The sequence below is a fragment of the Pseudomonas sp. A0308 genome (assembly GCF_044218815.1).
Taxonomy (GTDB): domain Bacteria; phylum Pseudomonadota; class Gammaproteobacteria; order Pseudomonadales; family Pseudomonadaceae; genus Aquipseudomonas; species Aquipseudomonas iridis.
Map to the genome: position 1 here is coordinate 1,271,237 of NZ_CP162581.1, position 19,787 is coordinate 1,291,023.

Annotated in this window: 20 protein-coding genes; 13 read left to right on the forward strand and 7 right to left on the reverse strand. The window is 60.3% G+C overall.

All coding sequences use genetic code 11. From position 1 onward, the window contains the following. Nucleotides 1-147: 147 nt before the first annotated feature. From ccoN to ccoP, 4 genes are read left to right on the forward strand one after another with little or no spacing between them, the layout of a single operon-like run. Nucleotides 148-1,590, forward strand: coding sequence for a cytochrome-c oxidase, cbb3-type subunit I (ccoN, locus tag AB4P92_RS05945; RefSeq protein ID WP_395599097.1), 1,443 nt, complete (start codon nucleotides 148-150; stop codon nucleotides 1,588-1,590). Next, the gene (ccoO, locus tag AB4P92_RS05950; protein WP_042558541.1) at nucleotides 1,590-2,198 is read left to right on the forward strand and encodes a cytochrome-c oxidase, cbb3-type subunit II; all 609 of its coding nucleotides are present in this window, start codon (nucleotides 1,590-1,592) and stop codon (nucleotides 2,196-2,198) included. The genes ccoN and ccoO overlap by 1 nt, the downstream gene beginning before the upstream one ends. A gap of 5 nt (nucleotides 2,199-2,203) precedes the next feature. Further along, nucleotides 2,204-2,389, forward strand: a complete 186-nt coding sequence (locus AB4P92_RS05955) for a CcoQ/FixQ family Cbb3-type cytochrome c oxidase assembly chaperone (RefSeq protein WP_003175465.1) — start codon at nucleotides 2,204-2,206, stop codon at nucleotides 2,387-2,389. Then, a complete protein-coding gene (gene ccoP, locus AB4P92_RS05960) occupies nucleotides 2,386-3,369 on the forward strand; it encodes a cytochrome-c oxidase, cbb3-type subunit III (RefSeq protein WP_042558540.1) in 984 nt (327 codons plus the stop codon). The genes AB4P92_RS05955 and ccoP overlap by 4 nt, the downstream gene beginning before the upstream one ends. A gap of 73 nt (nucleotides 3,370-3,442) precedes the next feature. Here ccoP and AB4P92_RS05965 read toward each other — a convergent pair whose 3' ends face one another. Then, nucleotides 3,443-3,733 (reverse strand): hypothetical protein, encoded by a 291-nt coding sequence (locus AB4P92_RS05965; RefSeq protein WP_395599098.1) that lies wholly within the window; start codon nucleotides 3,731-3,733, stop codon nucleotides 3,443-3,445. 66 nt (nucleotides 3,734-3,799) lie between these two features. On the opposite strand from AB4P92_RS05965, the gene ccoG reads away from it, so the two are divergent. From ccoG to hemN, 6 genes are all read left to right on the forward strand, one after another. Next, a complete protein-coding gene (ccoG, locus tag AB4P92_RS05970; protein WP_395599099.1) occupies nucleotides 3,800-5,215 on the forward strand; it encodes a cytochrome c oxidase accessory protein CcoG in 1,416 nt (471 codons plus the stop codon). 11 nt (nucleotides 5,216-5,226) lie between these two features. Then, complete coding sequence (locus tag AB4P92_RS05975) at nucleotides 5,227-5,766, forward strand: FixH family protein (protein WP_042558537.1); 540 nt, start codon at nucleotides 5,227-5,229, stop codon at nucleotides 5,764-5,766. A 129-nt stretch (nucleotides 5,767-5,895) separates the two neighbouring features. Beyond that, on the forward strand, nucleotides 5,896-8,346 hold the full coding sequence (locus AB4P92_RS05980; RefSeq protein WP_395599100.1) for a heavy metal translocating P-type ATPase: 2,451 nt from the start codon (nucleotides 5,896-5,898) through the stop codon (nucleotides 8,344-8,346). Nucleotides 8,347-8,368: 22 nt separating this feature from the next. Beyond that, nucleotides 8,369-8,581: a cbb3-type cytochrome oxidase assembly protein CcoS gene (gene ccoS, locus AB4P92_RS05985; protein ID WP_042558535.1), complete on the forward strand. Its 213-nt coding sequence runs from the start codon at nucleotides 8,369-8,371 to the stop codon at nucleotides 8,579-8,581. Beyond that, complete coding sequence (locus AB4P92_RS05990) at nucleotides 8,574-9,257, forward strand: sulfite exporter TauE/SafE family protein (RefSeq protein WP_039770036.1); 684 nt, start codon at nucleotides 8,574-8,576, stop codon at nucleotides 9,255-9,257. Before ccoS ends, AB4P92_RS05990 begins: the two co-directional genes overlap by 8 nt. A gap of 197 nt (nucleotides 9,258-9,454) precedes the next feature. Then, nucleotides 9,455-10,837 (forward strand): oxygen-independent coproporphyrinogen III oxidase, encoded by a 1,383-nt coding sequence (gene hemN / locus AB4P92_RS05995; RefSeq protein WP_042558533.1) that lies wholly within the window; start codon nucleotides 9,455-9,457, stop codon nucleotides 10,835-10,837. On the opposite strand, the gene AB4P92_RS06000 is transcribed toward hemN, so the two are convergent. Continuing rightward, nucleotides 10,834-11,316, reverse strand: a complete 483-nt coding sequence (locus AB4P92_RS06000; protein ID WP_042558532.1) for a hypothetical protein — start codon at nucleotides 11,314-11,316, stop codon at nucleotides 10,834-10,836. The genes hemN and AB4P92_RS06000 overlap by 4 nt on opposite strands. 154 nt (nucleotides 11,317-11,470) lie before the next feature. On the opposite strand from AB4P92_RS06000, the gene fnr reads away from it, so the two are divergent. Both fnr and AB4P92_RS06010 read left to right on the forward strand, forming a co-directional pair. Continuing rightward, nucleotides 11,471-12,205, forward strand: coding sequence for a fumarate/nitrate reduction transcriptional regulator Fnr (gene fnr, locus AB4P92_RS06005; RefSeq protein ID WP_042558531.1), 735 nt, complete (start codon nucleotides 11,471-11,473; stop codon nucleotides 12,203-12,205). Between the two features lie 78 nt (nucleotides 12,206-12,283). Then, a complete protein-coding gene (locus tag AB4P92_RS06010) occupies nucleotides 12,284-12,832 on the forward strand; it encodes an adenine phosphoribosyltransferase (RefSeq protein ID WP_028621413.1) in 549 nt (182 codons plus the stop codon). A gap of 134 nt (nucleotides 12,833-12,966) precedes the next feature. Here the strand turns inward: AB4P92_RS06010 and AB4P92_RS06015 are convergent, their stop codons facing one another. From AB4P92_RS06015 to dnaX, 5 genes are all read right to left on the reverse strand, one after another. Next, nucleotides 12,967-14,115: an acyl-CoA dehydrogenase family protein gene (locus tag AB4P92_RS06015; protein WP_042558530.1), complete on the reverse strand. Its 1,149-nt coding sequence runs from the start codon at nucleotides 14,113-14,115 to the stop codon at nucleotides 12,967-12,969. Nucleotides 14,116-14,395: 280 nt separating this feature from the next. Continuing rightward, on the reverse strand, nucleotides 14,396-14,998 hold the full coding sequence (recR, locus tag AB4P92_RS06020; protein WP_042558529.1) for a recombination mediator RecR: 603 nt from the start codon (nucleotides 14,996-14,998) through the stop codon (nucleotides 14,396-14,398). A gap of 66 nt (nucleotides 14,999-15,064) precedes the next feature. After that, the gene (locus AB4P92_RS06025; RefSeq protein WP_047300411.1) at nucleotides 15,065-16,099 is read right to left on the reverse strand and encodes an NADP-dependent oxidoreductase; all 1,035 of its coding nucleotides are present in this window, start codon (nucleotides 16,097-16,099) and stop codon (nucleotides 15,065-15,067) included. Between the two features lie 291 nt (nucleotides 16,100-16,390). Beyond that, a complete protein-coding gene (locus tag AB4P92_RS06030; protein ID WP_042558527.1) occupies nucleotides 16,391-16,729 on the reverse strand; it encodes a YbaB/EbfC family nucleoid-associated protein in 339 nt (112 codons plus the stop codon). A 68-nt stretch (nucleotides 16,730-16,797) separates the two neighbouring features. Next, nucleotides 16,798-18,891 (reverse strand): DNA polymerase III subunit gamma/tau, encoded by a 2,094-nt coding sequence (gene dnaX / locus AB4P92_RS06035; protein ID WP_395599101.1) that lies wholly within the window; start codon nucleotides 18,889-18,891, stop codon nucleotides 16,798-16,800. 145 nt (nucleotides 18,892-19,036) lie between these two features. On the opposite strand from dnaX, the gene AB4P92_RS06040 reads away from it, so the two are divergent. Then, nucleotides 19,037-19,786: a substrate-binding periplasmic protein gene (locus AB4P92_RS06040; protein WP_395599102.1), complete on the forward strand. Its 750-nt coding sequence runs from the start codon at nucleotides 19,037-19,039 to the stop codon at nucleotides 19,784-19,786. The last annotated feature ends 1 nt before the right edge of the window (nucleotide 19,787 follow it).

Sequence of the window (19,787 nt, forward strand, 5' to 3'; positions counted from 1 at the left end):
TTGTCCTTACGCGGCGCATGGAAAGGCCGCAGAATCAGCGTTGGAAAGCATTGACCTAGGTCATGGCGCGTTGCAATGACCCCCTGCTTTCCCCATACTTGCGGCCGAATTAATCCTAATAAAATACCCAAACCGTGGAACCTTAGAATGAGCACAGCAATCAGTCCGACTGCTTATAACTATAAGGTAGTCCGCCAGTTCGCCATCATGACGGTGGTCTGGGGGATCCTTGGCATGGGGCTCGGTGTTTTCATCGCCTCGCAACTGGTCTGGCCGGAATTGAACTTCGGTCTGCCGTGGACGAGCTTTGGACGCCTGCGCCCGTTGCACACAAACCTGGTGATTTTCGCCTTCGGTGGTTGTGCACTGTTTGCCACTTCCTACTATGTCGTGCAGCGAACCTGCCAGACGCGACTGATTTCCGACAGCCTCGCCGCCTTCACCTTCTGGGGCTGGCAAGCGGTAATCGTCGGCGCGATCATTACCTTGCCGCTGGGTTACACCACCACCAAGGAATACGCGGAACTGGAATGGCCGATCGCCATTTCGCTGGCCATTGTCTGGGTGACCTACGGGCTGGTGTTCTTCGGCACCATCACCAAGCGCAAAACCAAACACATCTATGTCGGTAACTGGTTCTACGGTGCGTTCATCGTCGTGACCGCAATGCTGCACATCGTCAACCATGCCTCCCTGCCGGTGAATCTGTTCAAGTCTTACTCCGCCTACTCGGGCGCGACCGACGCGATGATCCAGTGGTGGTACGGCCACAACGCCGTGGGTTTCTTCCTGACCACCGGCTTCCTGGGGATGATGTATTACTTCGTGCCGAAACAGGCCGAACGTCCGATCTACTCCTATCGCCTGTCGATCGTGCACTTCTGGGCACTGATCACCCTGTACATCTGGGCCGGCCCGCACCACTTGCACTACACCGCGCTGCCGGATTGGGCACAATCGCTAGGCATGGCGATGTCGATCATCCTGCTGGCGCCAAGCTGGGGCGGCATGATCAACGGCATGATGACCCTCTCGGGCGCCTGGCATAAGCTGCGCACCGACCCGATCCTGCGCTTCCTCGTGGTATCGCTGGCGTTCTACGGCATGTCGACCTTCGAAGGGCCGATGATGGCGATCAAGACCGTCAACTCGCTGTCGCACTACACCGACTGGACCATCGGCCACGTACACGCCGGCGCTCTGGGCTGGGTGGCAATGATCTCGATCGGCGCGATCTACCACATGATCCCGAAACTGTTCGGTCGTGCGCAGATGCACAGTGTCGGCCTGATCAACGCGCACTTCTGGCTCGCGACTATCGGTACCGTGCTCTACATCGCGTCGATGTGGGTCAACGGCATCACCCAGGGTCTGATGTGGCGTGCAATCAACGATGACGGCACCCTCACCTACTCGTTCGTCGAAGCGCTGCAAGCCAGTCACCCGGGCTTTATCGTCCGTGCCCTGGGCGGTGCGTTCTTCGCCAGCGGCATGCTGCTGATGGCTTACAACGTCTGGCGCACCGTGCGCGCCTCGAACCCGGCTGAAGCCGAAGCCGCTGCCCAGATCGCTGTCGTTGGAGCTCACTGATGAAGCATGAAGCTGTCGAGAAGAATATTGGCCTGCTGGCCTTCTTCATGGTCATCGCCGTCAGCGTCGGTGGCCTGACCCAGATCGTACCGCTGTTTTTCCAGGACGTTACCAACAAGCCGGTCGAAGGCATGAAGCCGCGTACCGCCCTTGAACTGGAAGGCCGCGACGTTTACATCGCCAACGGCTGTGTCGGCTGCCACTCGCAGATGATCCGTCCGTTCCGTGCCGAAACCGAACGCTACGGCCACTACTCGGTCGCTGGTGAAAGCGTCTGGGACCACCCGTTCCTGTGGGGTTCCAAGCGTACCGGTCCGGACCTGGCCCGTGTCGGCGGTCGTTACTCCGATGACTGGCAACGTGCGCACTTGTACAACCCGCGCAACGTGGTGCCTGAGTCGAAAATGCCGGCTTACCCGTTCCTCGTGGAAAACAAGCTCGACGGCAAGGAAACTGCCAAGAAAATGGAGGTCCTGCGTACGCTCGGCGTTCCTTACACCGATGAAGACATCGCCGGTGCTCAGGATGCCGTGAAGGGCAAAACCGAAATGGACGCGCTGGTGGCCTATCTGCAAGGCCTGGGCACCATCATCAAAAGCAAACGGTGATTTAGATGGATATCGGGATGATTCGTGGCCTGGGCACCGTTGTTGTGATGGTGGCCTTTATCGGTCTGGCGTTGTGGGTGTTCAGCCCCAAGCGCAAGTCGGAGTTTGAAGACGCGACCTTGCTGCCTTTTGCGGATGATCCCGAAGCCATCAAGCACGTCGAGCAAGCTTCTAGGAGTAACAAAGAATGACTACATTCTGGAGTCTGTACGTCACAGTCCTCAGTCTTGGCACCATCTTCGCCCTGACCTGGCTGTTGCTGTCGACCCGCAAGGGCCAGCGCTCCGAGCAGACGGACGAGACGGTCGGCCACTCGTTCGACGGGATCGAGGAGTACGACAACCCGCTGCCGAAATGGTGGTTCATGCTGTTCGTGGGCACCATCATCTTTGCGCTGGGTTATCTGGTGCTGTACCCGGGCCTGGGTAACTGGAAAGGCCTGCTGCCAGGCTACAACTACCTCGATACCGAGAAGCAGACTGCGTTCGCCAACGGCCAGACCGGCTGGACTGGCGTGCACGAGTGGGAAAAGGAAATGGCTCGCTCGGACGCCAAGTTCGGTCCGATCTTCGCCAAGTTCGCTGCCATGCCAATCGAAGAAGTAGCCAAGGACCCGCAAGCGCTGAAGATGGGTGGTCGCCTGTTCGCTTCCAACTGCTCGGTCTGCCACGGTTCCGACGCCAAGGGTGCCTATGGCTTCCCTAACCTGACCGACGCCGACTGGCGCTGGGGCGGTGAAGCGGAAACCATCAAGACCACCATCATGGGCGGCCGTCACGCGGTTATGCCGGCGTGGGCTGAAGTGATTGGCGAGCAAGGCGTGGCCGATGTCGCTGCGTTCGTGGTCACCAACCTCGATGGTCGCAAGCTGCCGGAAGGCGCCAAGGCAGACGTCGCCAATGGCCAGAAACTGTTCGCCGCCAACTGCGTGGCCTGCCACGGCCCGGCGGGCAAAGGCACGCCAGCGATGGGCGCACCTGACCTGACCCACCCAGGCGCATTCATCTACGGTTCGAGCTTTGCGCAACTGCAGCAGACCATCCGTTACGGCCGCCAGGGCCAGATGCCTGCACAAGAACAGCTGCAAGGCAACGACAAGGTTCACCTGCTGGCGGCTTATGTTTACAGCCTGTCCCACGGTGAAAAAGCACCGGAAGCGAACGCTGAGTAAGGCCAACGCTTGAAGCAAAAAAAACGGCCCCGTCATTTGACGGGGCCGTTTTCGTTTCAGTCCATGGTGACTGTCAGCGCACCGCAACAGTGGCGATCACCTTGCGTGATGGCCAGTTATTGTCAGACACCTGATGCACATTGAACGACTTTCGATCAGTAGCGAAGCTTGCTATCAAGTAGCGCAGCATCTCTCGCTGCGCTTCGGTTGCGACGGTAGTTAGCGGCACGGAGGATTCGTCTATAGTCAATTGACCTGCATCATGCTTTGTTACATTCGCTACACCATTCAGGATTTTTCCCCAACGCGACCAAAGGTCGCACCCGTTCATCGGCGTTACAGGCGTATCATTGCGCCACTGCAACGCCCCTTCTGACCCCGGTTGGCACGTATCGACCGAGGCATTTTTCCACTGCCGTGGGATGCAATGATGAGTAACCAGATTCCGGTACACGACGTCACGCCACCGAGTAAAAACGCGAACAACAGCGTCGACCTTTACGCCTCTCGAGAAAAAATCTACACCCGTGCTTTCACCGGCCTGTTCCGCAATCTGCGGATGATGGGCGGTGCCGGCCTGTTCCTGCTGTATTTCGGGACGGTGTGGCTGAACTGGGGCGGCCATCAGGCCGTGTGGTGGAACCTGCCGGAACGCAAGTTCTTCATTTTCGGCGCGACCTTCTGGCCGCAGGATTTCATCCTGCTGTCGGGGATCCTGATCGTCGCCGCGTTCGGACTGTTTTTCATCACCGTTTATGCCGGGCGCATCTGGTGTGGCTACACCTGTCCGCAAAGTGTGTGGACGTGGATTTTCATGTGGTGCGAAAAAGTCACCGAAGGCGACCGCAACCAACGCATCAAGCTCGACAAAGCGCCGATGAGCGGCAACAAGTTCCTGCGCAAGCTCGCCAAACACACGCTGTGGTTGCTGATCGGCTTTGTCACCGGTATGACCTTTGTCGGTTACTTCTCGCCGATCCGCGAACTGGTGTTTGAGTTCTTCACAGGGCAAGCCGATGGCTGGTCGTATTTCTGGGTTGGTTTCTTCACCCTCGCCACCTATGGCAACGCCGGTTGGCTGCGCGAGCAGGTGTGCATTTACATGTGCCCGTACGCACGCTTCCAGAGCGTGATGTTCGACAAAGACACGCTGATCGTTTCCTACGACCCGCGCCGTGGTGAAAGCCGTGGCCCGCGCAAGAAAGGCGTCGATTACAAGGCCATGGGCCTGGGCGATTGCATCGATTGCACTATGTGCGTCCAGGTCTGCCCGACCGGCATCGACATCCGTGACGGGCTGCAGATCGAGTGCATCGGCTGCGCCGCCTGCATCGACGCCTGTGACAGCATCATGGACAAGATGGATTACCCGCGCGGCCTGATCAGCTATACGACCGAACACAACCTGTCCGGCCAGAAAACCCATAAACTGCGACCACGCCTGATCGGCTATGCCGTGGTGTTGCTGGCGATGATCAGCCTGTTGGCTGCGGCGTTTTTCATGCGCTCGCTGGTGGGTTTCGACGTCAGCAAGGACCGCGTGCTGTACCGCGAAAACGCCGAAGGCCGGATCGAAAACGTCTACAGCCTGAAGATCATGAACAAGGATCAGCGCGACCACACCTATCTGCTGCAAGCCAGTGGTCTGCCGGACCTGCGCCTGCAAGGCAAGCGCGAGATCAAGGTCGCCGCCGGGGATATCTTTACCATGCCGGTCGAACTGTCGAGCGCGGCGGAACAACTGCCGTCGAGCACCAACGAGGTGAAATTCATCCTCAAGGATGCCGATGACGACAGCGTCCACGTTGAAGCCAAGAGCCGATTCATCGGCCCACAAATTCGTTGAGAGAACTGAACATGCCCGCAGCAAACGCCGCAAGCCCTTGGTACAAACACCTCTGGCCATGGATCATCATCGCGATACTGGCCTGTTCGGTGACGCTGACCCTGTCCATGGTGACCATCGCGGTGAACAATCCGGACAATCTGGTCAACGACAACTATTACGAGGCTGGCAAAGGCATCAACCGTTCGCTGGATCGCGAGTTGCTGGCGCAAACCCTGAAGATGCGCGCGGCGGTGTTTCTGGATGACGTGACCGGCGAAGTCAACCTGCGATTGAGCGGCGACAGCCAACCGAAAACTCTCGAGCTGAATCTGATCTCGCCGACTCAGCCGGAGAAGGATCGCAAGATCGTCCTGACCCGCAGCGAAACTGAATCGGGGCGCTACATCGGCCAGTTGAACGATAAAGTCGAAGGTCGCCGCTTTGTGGAGTTGCTGGGCACGCAGGACGAGCACATCTGGCGGATGTTCGAAGAAGAACTGGTCAGCCATGACAAGGATCTGCTGCTGGGTGATGAACCGCTGCAAGGCGCGGAAGACCTGAAAAAGTAAACCGCTCCCTGTAAGAGCTGCCGCAGGCTGCGATCTTTTGACTTTGCTTTAAAAACAAAATCAAAAGATCGCAGCCTGCGGCAGCCCCTACAGAGGCGGTATTGATTCAGCAGTATTAGTGAATATCCGATGACCACCCCACTCCCCTGCTACCACTGCGCCCTGCCCGTCCCGTCCGGCAGCCGCTTTACCGCCGTCGTACTCGGGGAGCCGCGCGAGTTCTGCTGCCCTGGCTGTCAGGCTGTGGCTGAAGCCATCGTGGCCGGCGGGCTCGAGAGCTACTATCAGCATCGCAGCGAAGCCTCGGCCAACCCCGAGGCGCTGCCGGTGCAACTGGTCGACGAACTGGCGTTGTACGACCGTGCCGACGTGCAAAAACCTTTCGTCCGCCACGAAGGCAATCTGGCCGAAACCACTCTGTTGATGGAAGGCATCAGTTGCGCCGCCTGTGGCTGGCTGATCGAGAAACACCTGCGCACGCTGCCCGCCGTGGCCGAGGCGCGATTGAACCTGTCCAACCACCGCCTGCATGTGAGCTGGGCCGATGGGCAATTGCCACTCAGCCAGATCCTCGCCGAACTGCGCCACATCGGTTACGCCGCGCACCCGTATCAGGCTGACCGCGCCAGCGAGCAACTGGCCAGCGAAAACCGTCTGGCCCTGCGCCAACTCGGCGTGGCCGGATTGCTGTGGTTTCAGGCGATGATGGCGACCATGGCCACCTGGCCAGAATTCAACATCGACCTCAGCCCCGAACTGCACACCATCCTGCGCTGGGTCGCGCTGTTCCTGACCACGCCGATCGTTTTCTACAGTTGCGCACCGTTTTTCAAGGGCGCCATGCGCGATTTGCGCACGCGGCATCTCACCATGGATGTCTCGGTTTCACTGGCGATCGGTAGCGCCTATATCGCCGGAATCTGGACCTCGATCACCGGCGTCGGCGAGTTGTATTTCGATGCGGTCGGCATGTTCGCGCTGTTCCTGCTCGCTGGACGTTATCTGGAACGTCGCGCCCGGGAGCGCACTGCGGCCGCCACCGCACAGCTTGTCAATCTGCTGCCAGCCTCGTGCCTGCGTCTCGATGAGACCGGCCAGAGCGAGCGCATCCTCCTCAGCGAGTTGCGGGTGGGCGAGCGAATTCTGGTGCAACCCGGGTCGATCCTGCCGGCGGACGGCAAGATTCTCGACGGCCAGTCGAGCATCGACGAATCACTGTTGACGGGCGAGTACCTGCCGCAACCGCGGGCAGCGGGTGATGCGGTCACTGCCGGAACGCTGAATGTCGAAGGCGCGCTGACCGTGCAGGTACTGGCCCTGGGGCAAGACACCCGGCTGTCAGCCATCGTTCGTTTGCTGGATCGCGCTCAGGCCGAAAAACCGCGACTGGCGGAAATCGCCGACCGCGCCGCGCAATGGTTTTTGCTGTTGTCACTGATCGCTGCGGCCGCCATCGGCCTGTTGTGGTGGGAGCTGGATTCGTCGCGGGCGTTCTGGATCGTCCTCGCCATGCTGGTCGCCACCTGCCCCTGCGCGCTGTCACTGGCGACACCCACTGCACTCACCGCTGCCACCGGCACCCTGCACAAACTCGGTCTGCTGCTGACGCGCGGCCATGTGCTGGAGGGTTTGAATCAGATCGACACGGTGATCTTCGACAAGACTGGCACGCTCACCGAAGGTCGCCTGGTGCTGCGCTCGATTCGTCCTCTGGGCGCACTGAACAGTGACCAATGCCTGAGCCTCGCCGCCGCGCTGGAAAACCGTTCGGAACACCCGATTGCCCGCGCGTTTGGCCGGGCACCGTTGGCCGCCGAAGACGTCCACAGCACGCCGGGGCTTGGCCTGGAAGGCATTGTCGGCGAGCAACGTTTGCGCATCGGCCAGGCTGATTTTGTCTGCGCCCTCAGTGCCGCCGCAGCCCCGGCGATGCCGGATGAGCCAGGCCAATGGCTGCTGCTCGGTGATGGTTCGGGACCGCTGGCGTGGTTCGTGCTCGACGATCGCCTGCGCGACGATGCGCCCGCCCTGCTCGCCGCGTGCAAGGCGCGTGGCTGGCGCACATTACTGCTGTCCGGCGACAGTTCGCCGATGGTCGCCAGTGTCGCCGCCGAATTAGGCATTGATGAGGCCCGTGGTGGCTTGCGTCCGGATGACAAGCTGCAAGTGTTGCAACAGCTGCACAAGGAAGGTCGCAAAGTGCTGATGCTCGGCGACGGCGTCAACGATGTGCCGGTGCTGGCTGCCGCCGACATCAGCGTGGCCATGGGATCGGCCACCGATCTGGCCAAGACCAGCGCCGATGCGGTGCTGCTGTCCAATCGCCTCGATGCGTTGGTGCAAGCGTTCACGCTGGCGCGGCGCACCCGTAGGGTAATCATCGAGAACCTGCTGTGGGCCGCGCTGTACAATGGCCTCATGCTGCCGTTCGCCGCCCTCGGCTGGATCACCCCGGTGTGGGCCGCGGTCGGCATGTCGATCAGTTCGTTGACCGTGGTGCTCAACGCCCTGCGCCTGACTCGCCTGCCGAGTTCGCCGCAAGCCTGCGCCCGATCAGAAACCCGTCCGCTGCCGGCCTGAGCCGCGCGGGCATGGAGTACAGATGCCAGCTCTCTACGTGATGATCCCGGCCGCCCTGCTGATCGTGGCCATCGCCGTGTACATCTTCTTCTGGGCGGTGGACAGCGGCCAGTACGACGACCTCGACGGTCCGGCCCACAGTATCCTGTTCGATGATCAGGATCCGAACCACACCGCTGCGGTGGACGAAGCCCGCGCGCAGAAACCGGACGACAAGGCCCCTCCTCATGCTTGAACTGGCACCACTGCTGGTGTCGGCGCTGATCCTCGGACTGCTCGGTGGTGGCCATTGCCTGGGGATGTGCGGCGGCTTGATGGGCGCGCTGACCCTGGCGATCCCCAAGGAACAACGCAGTCGACGCTTTCGCTTGCTGCTGGCGTATAACCTGGGACGCATCCTCAGCTATGCCACGGCCGGATTGCTGATCGGCCTCGCCGGGTGGGCGGTGGCCAACAGCCCGGCCGCGTTGTTCATGCGTGTACTGGCCGGGTTGCTGCTGATTGCCATGGGCCTGTACCTGGCAGGCTGGTGGAGCGGTCTGACCCGTATCGAAAGCCTCGGTCGCGGTTTGTGGCGCTACATTCAGCCCGTGGCCAATCGTTTATTGCCCGTGTCGAGCTTGCCCCGTGCTTTGCTGCTTGGCGCACTATGGGGCTGGTTGCCGTGCGGACTGGTTTACAGCACGCTGCTGTGGTCAGCGAGCCAGGGCAATGCGCTGGATAGTGCGTTGCTGATGCTCGCCTTCGGGCTCGGCACGTGGCCGGTATTGCTGGCCACCGGCCTCGCCGCCGAACGGGTGACGGCGCTATTGCGCAAGCGCAGCGTGCGAATGGCCGGCGGTTTGCTGGTGATTCTGTTCGGGATCTGGACATTGCCCGGCCCGCATCAGCACTGGTTGATGGGCCATTAAACTGAGGCGCGGCCTTCGCGAGCAGGCCCGCGCCGACACGGTTCCTGTGCAAACCACACACCTCCTGTGGGAGCAAGCCTGCTCGCGAAGAATCCCTCAATGCTCCTACCAATGCACCCCGTTGATGCAAATCAAGACACCCCGCCGCGCCCGCCCCTAGACTCGCCACACTGCCAGCCTATCCGGGGAATGCCCGCATGCTCGACGCCATTCGTTGGGACACCGATTTGATCCGCCGCTACGATCTGGCGGGGCCGCGTTACACCTCATATCCGACGGCCGTGCAATTCAACAGTCAGGTCGGCACGTTCGATCTGTTCCATGCCCTGCGCGACAGCCGTAAAGCCCAGCGCCCGCTATCGCTGTACGTTCATGTGCCGTTCTGCGCGAACATTTGCTACTACTGCGCCTGCAACAAGGTCATCACCAAGGATCGCGGCCGCGCCCTGCCGTATCTGCAACGGCTCGAGCAGGAGATCCAGCTGATCGCCTGCCACCTGGACCCGGCGCAAAAGGTCGAGCAACTGCACTTTGGCGGCGGTACGCCGACCTTTCTCAGCCACGACGAACTGCGCCAATTGATGGCGCATCTGCGCAAGCACTTTAATCTTCTGGACGATGACTCCGGCGATTACGGCATCGAAATCGACCCGCGTGAAGCCGACTGGTCGACCATGGGCCTGCTCCGCGAACTGGGCTTCAACCGCGTCAGCATTGGTCTGCAAGACCTTGACCCTGCGGTGCAGCGCGCGGTCAATCGCCTGCAAAGCCTGGAAGAAACCCGCGCGGTGATCGACGCTGCACGCACGCTGCAATTTCGCTCGATCAACATCGATCTGATTTACGGCCTGCCCAAACAGACCCCGGAGAACTTCGCCCGCACGGTGGAAGAAGTCATCAGCCTGCAACCGGATCGGCTCTCGGTGTTTAACTACGCGCACTTGCCGGAACGCTTCATGCCACAGCGGCGGATCAACAGTCAGGAACTGCCGAGCCCCGCGCAAAAACTGGAAATGCTCCAGCGCACCATCGAACAACTGACCGCCGCCGGTTACCGCTACATCGGCATGGACCACTTCGCCCTGCCCGACGACGAACTGGCGATCGCTCAGGAAGAACAAACCTTGCAGCGCAACTTCCAGGGCTACACCACCCACGGTCATTGCGATCTGGTGGGGCTGGGCGTGTCGGCGATCAGCCAGATTGGCGATCTCTACTGCCAGAACAGCAGCGACCTCAACGAATACCAGAACACCCTAGCCTCAGCGCAATTGGCGACCAGCCGCGGCTTGGTGTGTAACGCCGACGACCGACTGCGGCGGGAAGTGATTCAACAGTTGATCTGCAATTTCAGCCTGGACTTCGCCGAGATCGAGCAACAGTTCAACATCGATTTTCAAGGTTACTTCGGCGCTTTGTGGCCTCAACTGCAAGAGATGGCCAAGGATGGCTTGATTACCCTTGATCGCGAGCGAATCGAAGTGTTGCCGGCCGGACGACTGCTGGTGCGCTCGGTGTGCATGGTGTTCGACGCTTACCTCGAACAGCAGAATCGCCAGCGCTTCTCGCGGGTAATCTAGTTTTTCATCAACAACGAACCCACTTTCATGTTCTGATCAGAGGTCAGACCCGACTGCCCCACCACTTTGGACAAAGCCAGATTGGCGGTAATGAGACCAGTGTTCAACGCGGCAATGGCGCCGCGCAGAGCGGCAACCTTGATGATCTTTTCTTCGTTGGAAAGACGCTTGTCGGCCATGATCTTTTCGATGAGCGCCTTTTTCTCGGCGATCTCTTTTTGCAATTTACGGATCATCTTCAGCAGTTGCTGGATGTTCTCGGGCAAGCCGCTCTCTTCGATGTCGCGATTATCGCCACCGGAACCTGCCGATCTCTCGATTGAAGCACCGGACAGCGACACTTTGACGCCTTCGACCAAGGTCGGGGTTGCCTGTGTAGTCGATTCGGCGTCGCGGCCTTTGTCGTCGGCATTTTTAAACGGGTCCGACAGTGCCTCAACACCGCTGCTAGCGTGGCCCAGCGTACCAATGGCAGCCATTGAATCGGTTCCTTCCAAAGCTCTGATAACAGTTTATCGGCCAGTGGCCCTGCGGCTTTACGCCCGCGGGACAAACTCGCCATTGACTGGCCTGAATGTCCTCCCGTGAGTTACCCTTACGGCTTATGTGTGTTTTCCCACAAGGATTGAAGAAATGTCCGAGCCAGTCAAACTGCGCGCTCACAACCAGGCCCATTGCAAGGATTGCAGCCTGGCACCTCTCTGCCTGCCACTTTCTCTGAATCTGGAAGACATGGATGCGCTGGACGAAATCGTGAAACGCGGCCGCCCGTTGAAAAAGGGTGAGTTCCTGTTCCGCCAGGGCGACACGTTTGATTCCGTTTATGCAGTACGCTCCGGCGCCCTGAAAACCTTCAGCCTGAGCGATTCCGGCGAAGAACAACTCACCGGCTTCCACCTGCCGAGCGAACTGGTCGGCCTGTCCGGCATGGACACCGAGAAACACCCGGTCTCGGCCCAGGCACTGGAAACCACTTCGGTTTGCGAAATCCCTTTCGAACGCCTCGACGAACTGGCCCTGCAACTGCCGCAGCTGCGCCGTCAGTTGATGCGCGTGATGAGCCGCGAGATCCGCGACGACCAGCAAATGATGCTGCTGCTGTCGAAGAAAACCGCCGACGAGCGTATCGCAACCTTCCTGGTCAACCTGTCAGCACGCTTCCGCGCTCGCGGGTTCTCGGCCAATCAGTTCCGCCTGAGCATGTCGCGCAATGAAATTGGCAATTACCTGGGCCTGGCGGTGGAAACCGTGTCCCGCGTATTCACCCGCTTCCAGCAAAACCAACTGATTGCTGCCGAAGGCAAAGAGATCCACATTCTCGATCCGATCCAGCTCTGCGCCCTGGCTGGCGGCTCGCTGGAAGGCTGATCTCGACCCGCGGCCGAGCGAACCGATTCAGCCGCGGGTATACTGCGCCGTTTGCAGCCCTGCCAGGACACCTCGACGATGGTCTTCGACTCCTTCGACATCAAATCCCTGATCCGCCCCGTGATCGACTTCCCGAAACCGGGCGTGATCTTTCGCGACATCACCCCGCTGTTCCAGTCGCCAACGGCCCTGCGCCTGGTGATGGACAGCTTCGCTCACCGCTACGTCGAAGCCGACTTCACGCACATCGGCGCGATGGATGCTCGCGGTTTTCTGATCGGTTCGGTACTGGCCTATCAGTTGAACAAGCCGCTGGTGCTGTTCCGCAAGCAGGGCAAACTGCCGGCCGACGTATTGGCTGAAGGTTACGCGACCGAGTACGGCGAAGCCTTCCTGGAAGTGCACGCCGACAGCCTTTGCGAAGGCGACTCGGTGGTGATGTTTGATGATTTGATCGCCACCGGCGGCACGCTGATTGCGGCAGCCAACCTGATTCGGCGCATGGGCGCACGGGTACATGAGGCGGCGGCGATTATTGATCTGCCGGAGCTGAACGGTTCGCAGCGTCTACAGGATATGGGGATTCCGACCTTCTGCCTGACGCAGTTTGCCTTGACCGATAAGTAAGCGGCGCCTGTACTGACGCTGTCGCAGGCAGCCAGCTCCCACAGTGATTTCGGTCGTTCACAAATATTGTGTATGCCCCAAAAACCTGTGGGAGCTGGCTTGCCAGCGATGAGGCCAGCAGCCTCACCCAAGATTCAAAGCCCCATTTGCTTGGCGATGATCTCGTTCATCACCTCCCGCGTCCCGCCGCCAATCGACAAGATGCGGTTATCCCGATACAGCCGCTCCACCAGACTTTCACGCATGTAACCCAACCCGCCGAGTATCTGCACTGCCTCCGTGGTGATGCGGTCCGAGGTGTCCGTAGCAAAGTTCTTGGCCATGGAAATCTCCTTGATCACACTCTGCCCCGCCGCCATTTTCGCCGCTTGCCGGTAAGTGAACTCACGCGACACCTCCAGCGCCGTGGCCATTTCGGCGAGACGATGCTTGATCACTTGAAACTTGCCGATCGGCTTGCCAAACGCTTCACGCTCGCGTGCCCACTTCAGGCTCTCCTCGAGCGCAAGCTGCGCGGTCATGTTGGCCATCAGTGCCAACGCCAGCCGTTCGCTCTGGAAGTTGCCCATGATGCAGGCGAAGCCCATGTTCTCAGCGCCGATCAGGTTTCCTACAGGCACCCGGCAATCGTCGAAGAATAATTCAGCCGTGTCCGACGCCCACCAGCCCATTTTCTTCAACTGTCGGCCAACGGTGAAACCCGGCGTGCCCTTCTCGATCAGCAGCAGGCTGATGCCGCCAAAACCCGGCGCACCAGTGCGCACCGCGACAGTGTAGAAGTCGGCGCGAACGCCACTGGTGATAAAGGTCTTGCTGCCGCTGACGCGGTAGAAGTCGCCGTCGCGCACGGCGCGGGTTTGCAGATTGGCGACATCGGAGCCGCCGCCGGGCTCGGTGACGGCCAGTGCGCTGATCTTGTGGCCGCTGAGCACTTGCGGCACAACGCGATCGCGCACTTCAGGTCGCGCCCATTTGACGATGGGCGGCAGGCCGATATCCAGCGAACCCAGCCCGGCTACCAAGCCGCCAGAGCCGCAGCGCATCAGCTCTTCACTGGCGGCAACCTTGGCGAACAGATCGCCTTCATGGCTGCCGCCCAGTGCTTCGGGGTAGCCAATGCCGAGGATGCCGGCGGCACCCGCTTTCAGGTACAGCTCTCGGGGGAAGCTTTCGGCTTCTTCCCACGCATCAATATCCGGCAGGACCTCGCGCTCGACGAAACGTCTGACGCTGTCGCGGACCATCTGGTGGCTGGGGTCGAAGTATTCCTGAAAGGCAGGCATGGGCGAGCTCCATCGAAGAGTTCGCCGACGTTAACCGAGCGCTTGCTTGGTTTTCAACAATATTGTGTGAATCTGATAGACCGAGGCGCCTGCATCGCTGGCAAGCCAGCTCCCACAGGGGCAGAGGTCGTTCACAAACTTTGTGATAAACCTCAAATTCCTGTGGCAACAATATAGCCAGCTCAAACAGGGTTCGATGTTGCTCACATATTTTGTGATCAACCCAAATCACTGTGGGAGCTGGCTTGCCAGCGATGAGGCCAGAACAGGCAATAAGGATTTAGAGAGCGATCGGTTTACGCCCGGCAAACGAATGCGCCAGCGTCCCGCCGTCCACCAGTTCCAGCTCACCACCCAGCGGTACCCCGTGGGCAATCCGCGAAGCGATCAGGCCTTTGTTGTTGAGCAACTGAGCGATGTAATGCGCCGTCGCCTCGCCCTCAACCGTCGGGTTGGTGGCGAGGATGACTTCGGTAAACGTGCCCGCTTCTTCAATCCGCGCGATCAATTGCGGAATGCCGATGGCCTCAGGCCCGAGGCCGTCCAGCGGTGACAAATGCCCTTTCAGCACGAAGTAACGCCCACGGAATCCGGTTTGCTCGACCGCATAAACATCCATCGGCCCTTCCACCACGCACAGCAACGTGTCGTCGCGGCGGGTATCGGCGCACTGCGGACACAGATCGTCTTCGGTCAACGTGCGGCACTGGCGGCAATGCCCCACCCCTTCCATGGCCTGGCTCAGCGCCTGGGCCAGGCGCGCACCGCCGCTGCGGTCACGTTCGAGCAACTGCAGCGCCATGCGCTGGGCAGTTTTCTGACCCACACCCGGCAGAATTCGCAGGGAGTCGATCAGTTGGCGAATCAAAGGGCTGAAGCTCATGGGTAAAAAGTCCGACAAAACAACGAGACGCGGTTTATACCCGCGCCTCTGGCCAGCGTCAAATACTCAGTCCTGGGCAACCCGCACGACCAGTTTGCCGAAGTTGCGTCCTTCCAGCAGACCGATAAACGCCTCGGGCGCCTGCTCCAGGCCTTCCACCACGTCTTCACGGAATTTGACCTTGCCGTCGCGCACCCACGGCACCATGTGGCTGATGAACTCCGGCTGACGATCGCCGTAGTCATCGAACACGATGAAGCCTTGAATCCGCACACGCTTGGTCAGCAACGTGCGTTGCAGCATCGGCAAACGATCCGGGCCTTGCGGCGCTTCGTGGGCGTTGTACCCGGCAATCAGGCCGCACAGCGGAATGCGCGCCTTGGGATTTAGCAGCGGGACGACGGCGTCAAAGACATGCCCGCCAACGTTTTCGTAGTAGATGTCGATGCCATCGGGACAGGCCTTGGCCAGTTGCTCGGCGAAATCGGCAGCCTTGTGATCGATGCAAGCGTCGAAGCCCAATTCCTCGACCACGTATTTGCACTTCTCGGCGCCACCCGCCACGCCGACCGTGCGCAGACCTTTGATCTTCGCCACCTGCCCGACCACCGAGCCTACAGCGCCGGATGCGGCAGCCACCACCAGGGTTTCGCCTTGTTTCGGCTGCCCGATGTCCATCAGGCCCATGTACGCGGTCATACCGGGCATGCCCAGCACCCCAAGGGCCATCGACGGGCTCGGCAGGCCGGAAGGGATCGGCATGATGTCGCGCCCGTCGCTGATGCTGTGGCTTTGCCACCCGGTGGCACCGACGACCAGATCACCTTCATGGAATTTCGGATGACGCGAACGCTCGACTCGGCTGACAGCCCCACCGGTCATCACTTCGCCTATTTGTACCGGGGCGGCGTAGGACGGTGCGTCACTCATGCGCCCGCGCATGTAGGGATCGAGCGACAGGTACAGGGTCTTCAGCAGCACCTGGCCGTCTTCAAGATCCGGCAGGGCTTCGCGCTCCAGGCGAAAGTTCTCGGGGGTCGGCGCGCCAACCGGGCGCGAGGCCAGCACAAAGCGCTGGTTGAGGGTCAGAGGGTCGGACATGTCAGCGTCTCCTGTGAATGATGAATTCGGCGGTATAGGGAGCAGACCACTGTGGCCGTGACGGGTTCGATGTTTCGTCGCTGCACACTATCCATGCAGGAGCTGCGGCACGCTGCGATCTTTTGATTTTATAAGTCCGAATCAAAAGATCGCAGCCTCGCTTCACTCGACAGCTCCTACAGGAGCCTGGCCTGGCAAAGATTTGTGACAGACGCTGAAATCAGCCAGAAACAAAAATGCCAGGCGCAATGCCTGGCATTTTGTGTAGCTCATCTGCCGCCGAATGGCGAATCAGAATGGCAGTTTCATACCCGCTGGCAGGTTCATGCCGGCAGTCATGCCGCCCATTTTTTCCTGGCTGTTGGCTTCGATCTTGCGCACGGCGTCGTTGACGGCGGCGGCAACAACGGCCTCGAGCATTTCCTTGTCGTCTTCGCTCAGGCCTTCAACCAGACTTGGGTCGATGCTCACGCTTTTCACGTCGTGACGACCGGTCATCACCACGGTGACCATATCGCCACCGGCCTTACCGGTGACTTCGGCGTTGGCCAGTTCTTCCTGCATCTTGGCCATTTTTTCCTGCATCTGCTGCGCCTGCTTCATCAGGCCGGCCATGCCACCTTTCATCATGGGAATCACCTCAAAAGTACTTGGATCAAAAACAGCGCCCGGCAATTAACACCGAACGCCTTCAGTTATTAGCCCTGAGTGACCAGAGCGTCGACAGGTTCAATAGTATCGCTTCGCACGACCGCGCCGAACTGCTGAACCATCTGCTGGATGAACGGATCACCGTGGATCGATTCTTCAGCTTCGCGCTGACGGTTGATGCGCCGACGCGAGGCAGCCTGTGCCGGGGTTTCCTGCTCAGGCTTGATCAGTTCGATGGTCAGGCCCAGCGTGCGGCCATGGTACTGGTTCAACGCATCGTTTAGACGACGCTGTTGAGTGGCGTTGAACAAGGCGCTGTGCGCCGGGTCCAGGTGCAGCAACCAATGGTCGCCATCGACCGCGATCAATGTGCAGTTGGCGGCGATGCTGCCGGTCATGCCGGAGATCGGCAATTTAGGGAACAACTCCAGCCACTGCAACGCCAAACCTGTGGCCGGCATCGCGGCGGGCTCAGGCTCGGGTTCCGGGGCCGGCTCTGCGGCGTGTTCGCTGGCCAGTTCGTCGAGGTAACTGTAGGCCGAATCGATGTCCGGCTCGATGTAATCCTCGTCCATCGGCGGCTCATCGTCCGCGTCCATGCCCGGTGTGGCTGCATCGACTTCGGCAACACTCGGCTCAGGGATCGGCGCCGCGGCCCACTCTGGCGCATCCGGAACGACGCTGTCCGGGGTCGGTAGCGGCATCGGCGGCAGGTCAGGCTGCTCGGCGGCGGTTTCCAGCATGGGCTCGACGGCAGGTTGCTGCACCGACTCGGGCTCAGGTTCTACCGGATCGTTCCAGGGCAGGTCGATGACAGCTTCGACAGCGACTGGCTCGGATTCAGGTTCCGGCGCAGGTTCCGGCTCAACGGCAACCACAGGCTCGGGAGCCGGGGCGGAGACTGGCGCAGGTGCAGGTGCAGCCACTGGCGTTGGCGCAACAGCCGCAGCGACCACCGGCGCAGGTTTAGGCGCGGCAGCCACGGAGTTTGCGGAATCAACTGTGGCCTGGCTGATCCCCACTGGCTTTAGCGGTTGCCTCGGGGCGTCCGCAGTGTCTGCGGGCCTGAAGGCCAGCATTCGCAGCAAGACCATTTCGAAGCCGCCACGCGGGTCGGGTGCCAGCGGCAAATCGCGGCGCCCGATCAGGCCCATCTGGTAATAAAACTGCAAGTCTTCGGCCGGTAACGCCTGCGCCAATGCCAACACCCGATCACGGTCGCCATGACCGTTGTCGACACCGTCCGGCAACGCCTGAGCGATGGCCACACGGTGCAGCACATTGAGAATTTCCGAGAGCACGCCGTTCCAGTCCGGGCCCTGCTCGGCCAGGTGACGAACAGCTTCGAGCAACGCCTTGGCATCGCCTTCGATCAACGAGTGCAGCACGTCGTAGACCTGGCCGTGATCCAGCGTGCCGAGCATCGCCCGCACGTCGGTGGCCATGACCTTGCCTTCGCCGAACGCGATGGCTTGGTCGGTCAGGCTCATGGCATCACGCATCGAGCCGTCAGCGGCACGACCCAGCAACCACAGCGCGTCGTCTTCGAACGGCACGTTTTCGGCGCTGAGCACGTGGGTCAAATGCTCGACCACGCGCTCAGGCGTCATGTTCTTCAGCGAGAACTGCAGGCAGCGCGAAAGAATCGTTGCCGGAAGTTTCTGCGGGTCGGTGGTCGCCAGGATGAACTTGACGTACGGCGGCGGTTCTTCGAGGGTTTTGAGCAGCGCATTGAAGGAATGGCTGGAGAGCATGTGCACTTCGTCGATCAGGTAGACCTTGAAGCGCCCACGGCTCGGCGCGTACTGCACGTTGTCGAGCAGCTCGCGGGTGTCTTCGACCTTGGTGCGGCTGGCGGCGTCGATCTCGATCAGGTCGACAAAACGGCCTTCATCGATTTCGCGGCACACTGAACATTCGCCACACGGGCTGGAAGTGATACCTGTCTCACAGTTCAGGCATTTGGCAATGATCCGCGCAATCGTGGTTTTACCCACCCCGCGCGTACCGGTAAACAGGTACGCGTGGTGCAGCCGCTGGCTGTCCAAGGCATTGATCAGAGCCTTGAGCACATGGGTCTGGCCGACCATTTCGCGGAACGAGCGCGGACGCCATTTACGTGCAAGAACCTGATAACTCATCGAAAACCGTCGCAACGAAGGAAGCTGAAGCGGCTAATGCTAGCGGAGCAAGGGCAAAATTGCATCCGGTGTCCTTCTCTAATATGGCTAAGCTGCATGAGCAGAGGCTTTTATAGGCTCGGGATCGGGAATTACCGGAGCGTTTATGCGTTGGGCCGTGGGGGCAATGCTAGGGGTGAGCCTGAGCGTCACGGCAGCGGAAACACCGCTGCGTTTCGTCGTGCCCGACAGCTGGGCGATGCCCATTGTGCAACTGGAACGCGGCCGCCCGACTCAGGGCATCCTTTACGACATCATGCTCAGCCTGGCCACCCAGGTCGGCGGGTCAGCGCAGTTTGTCGTCCTGCCGCGCACGCGGGTGCAGAGCTCGATGGAACACGGCGAGATTGATGTGCGCTGCTATGCCGCACAGTCGTGGCTGCCGAATCAGTCCGGCGATTACATCTGGAGCCTGCCGCTGCTGTTTCAGCGTGATTTGCTGATCAGCCGCCAGGGTTTGCCGAACAAACTCGACCCGGCTGACCTGCCCCGCCAATCGATCGGCACCGTACTCGGTTACACCTACCCCACCCTGCAACCGCTGTTCGATGCCAATCAACTGCAACGTGAAGATGCACGCAATCAGGAACAGGTGCTGGAGAAACTGCTGGCCGGGCGTTATCGCTACGCCGTAAGCAATCAGTGGACGCTGGACTGGTTCAACCAGCGCCTGGCGCCTGAACAGCAACTGCACGGCGTGGCGGTGCTGCAGGAGCAGCATGTCGGCTGCTATGTGAGGAATGATCCGAACGTGCCAGTGCAGAGGATATTACGCACGCTGCTGCGGATGAAAATGTCGGGGGAGATTGATGAGATTATTCGGCTCTACACCGGCCACTCCGACAACACCCCATAAC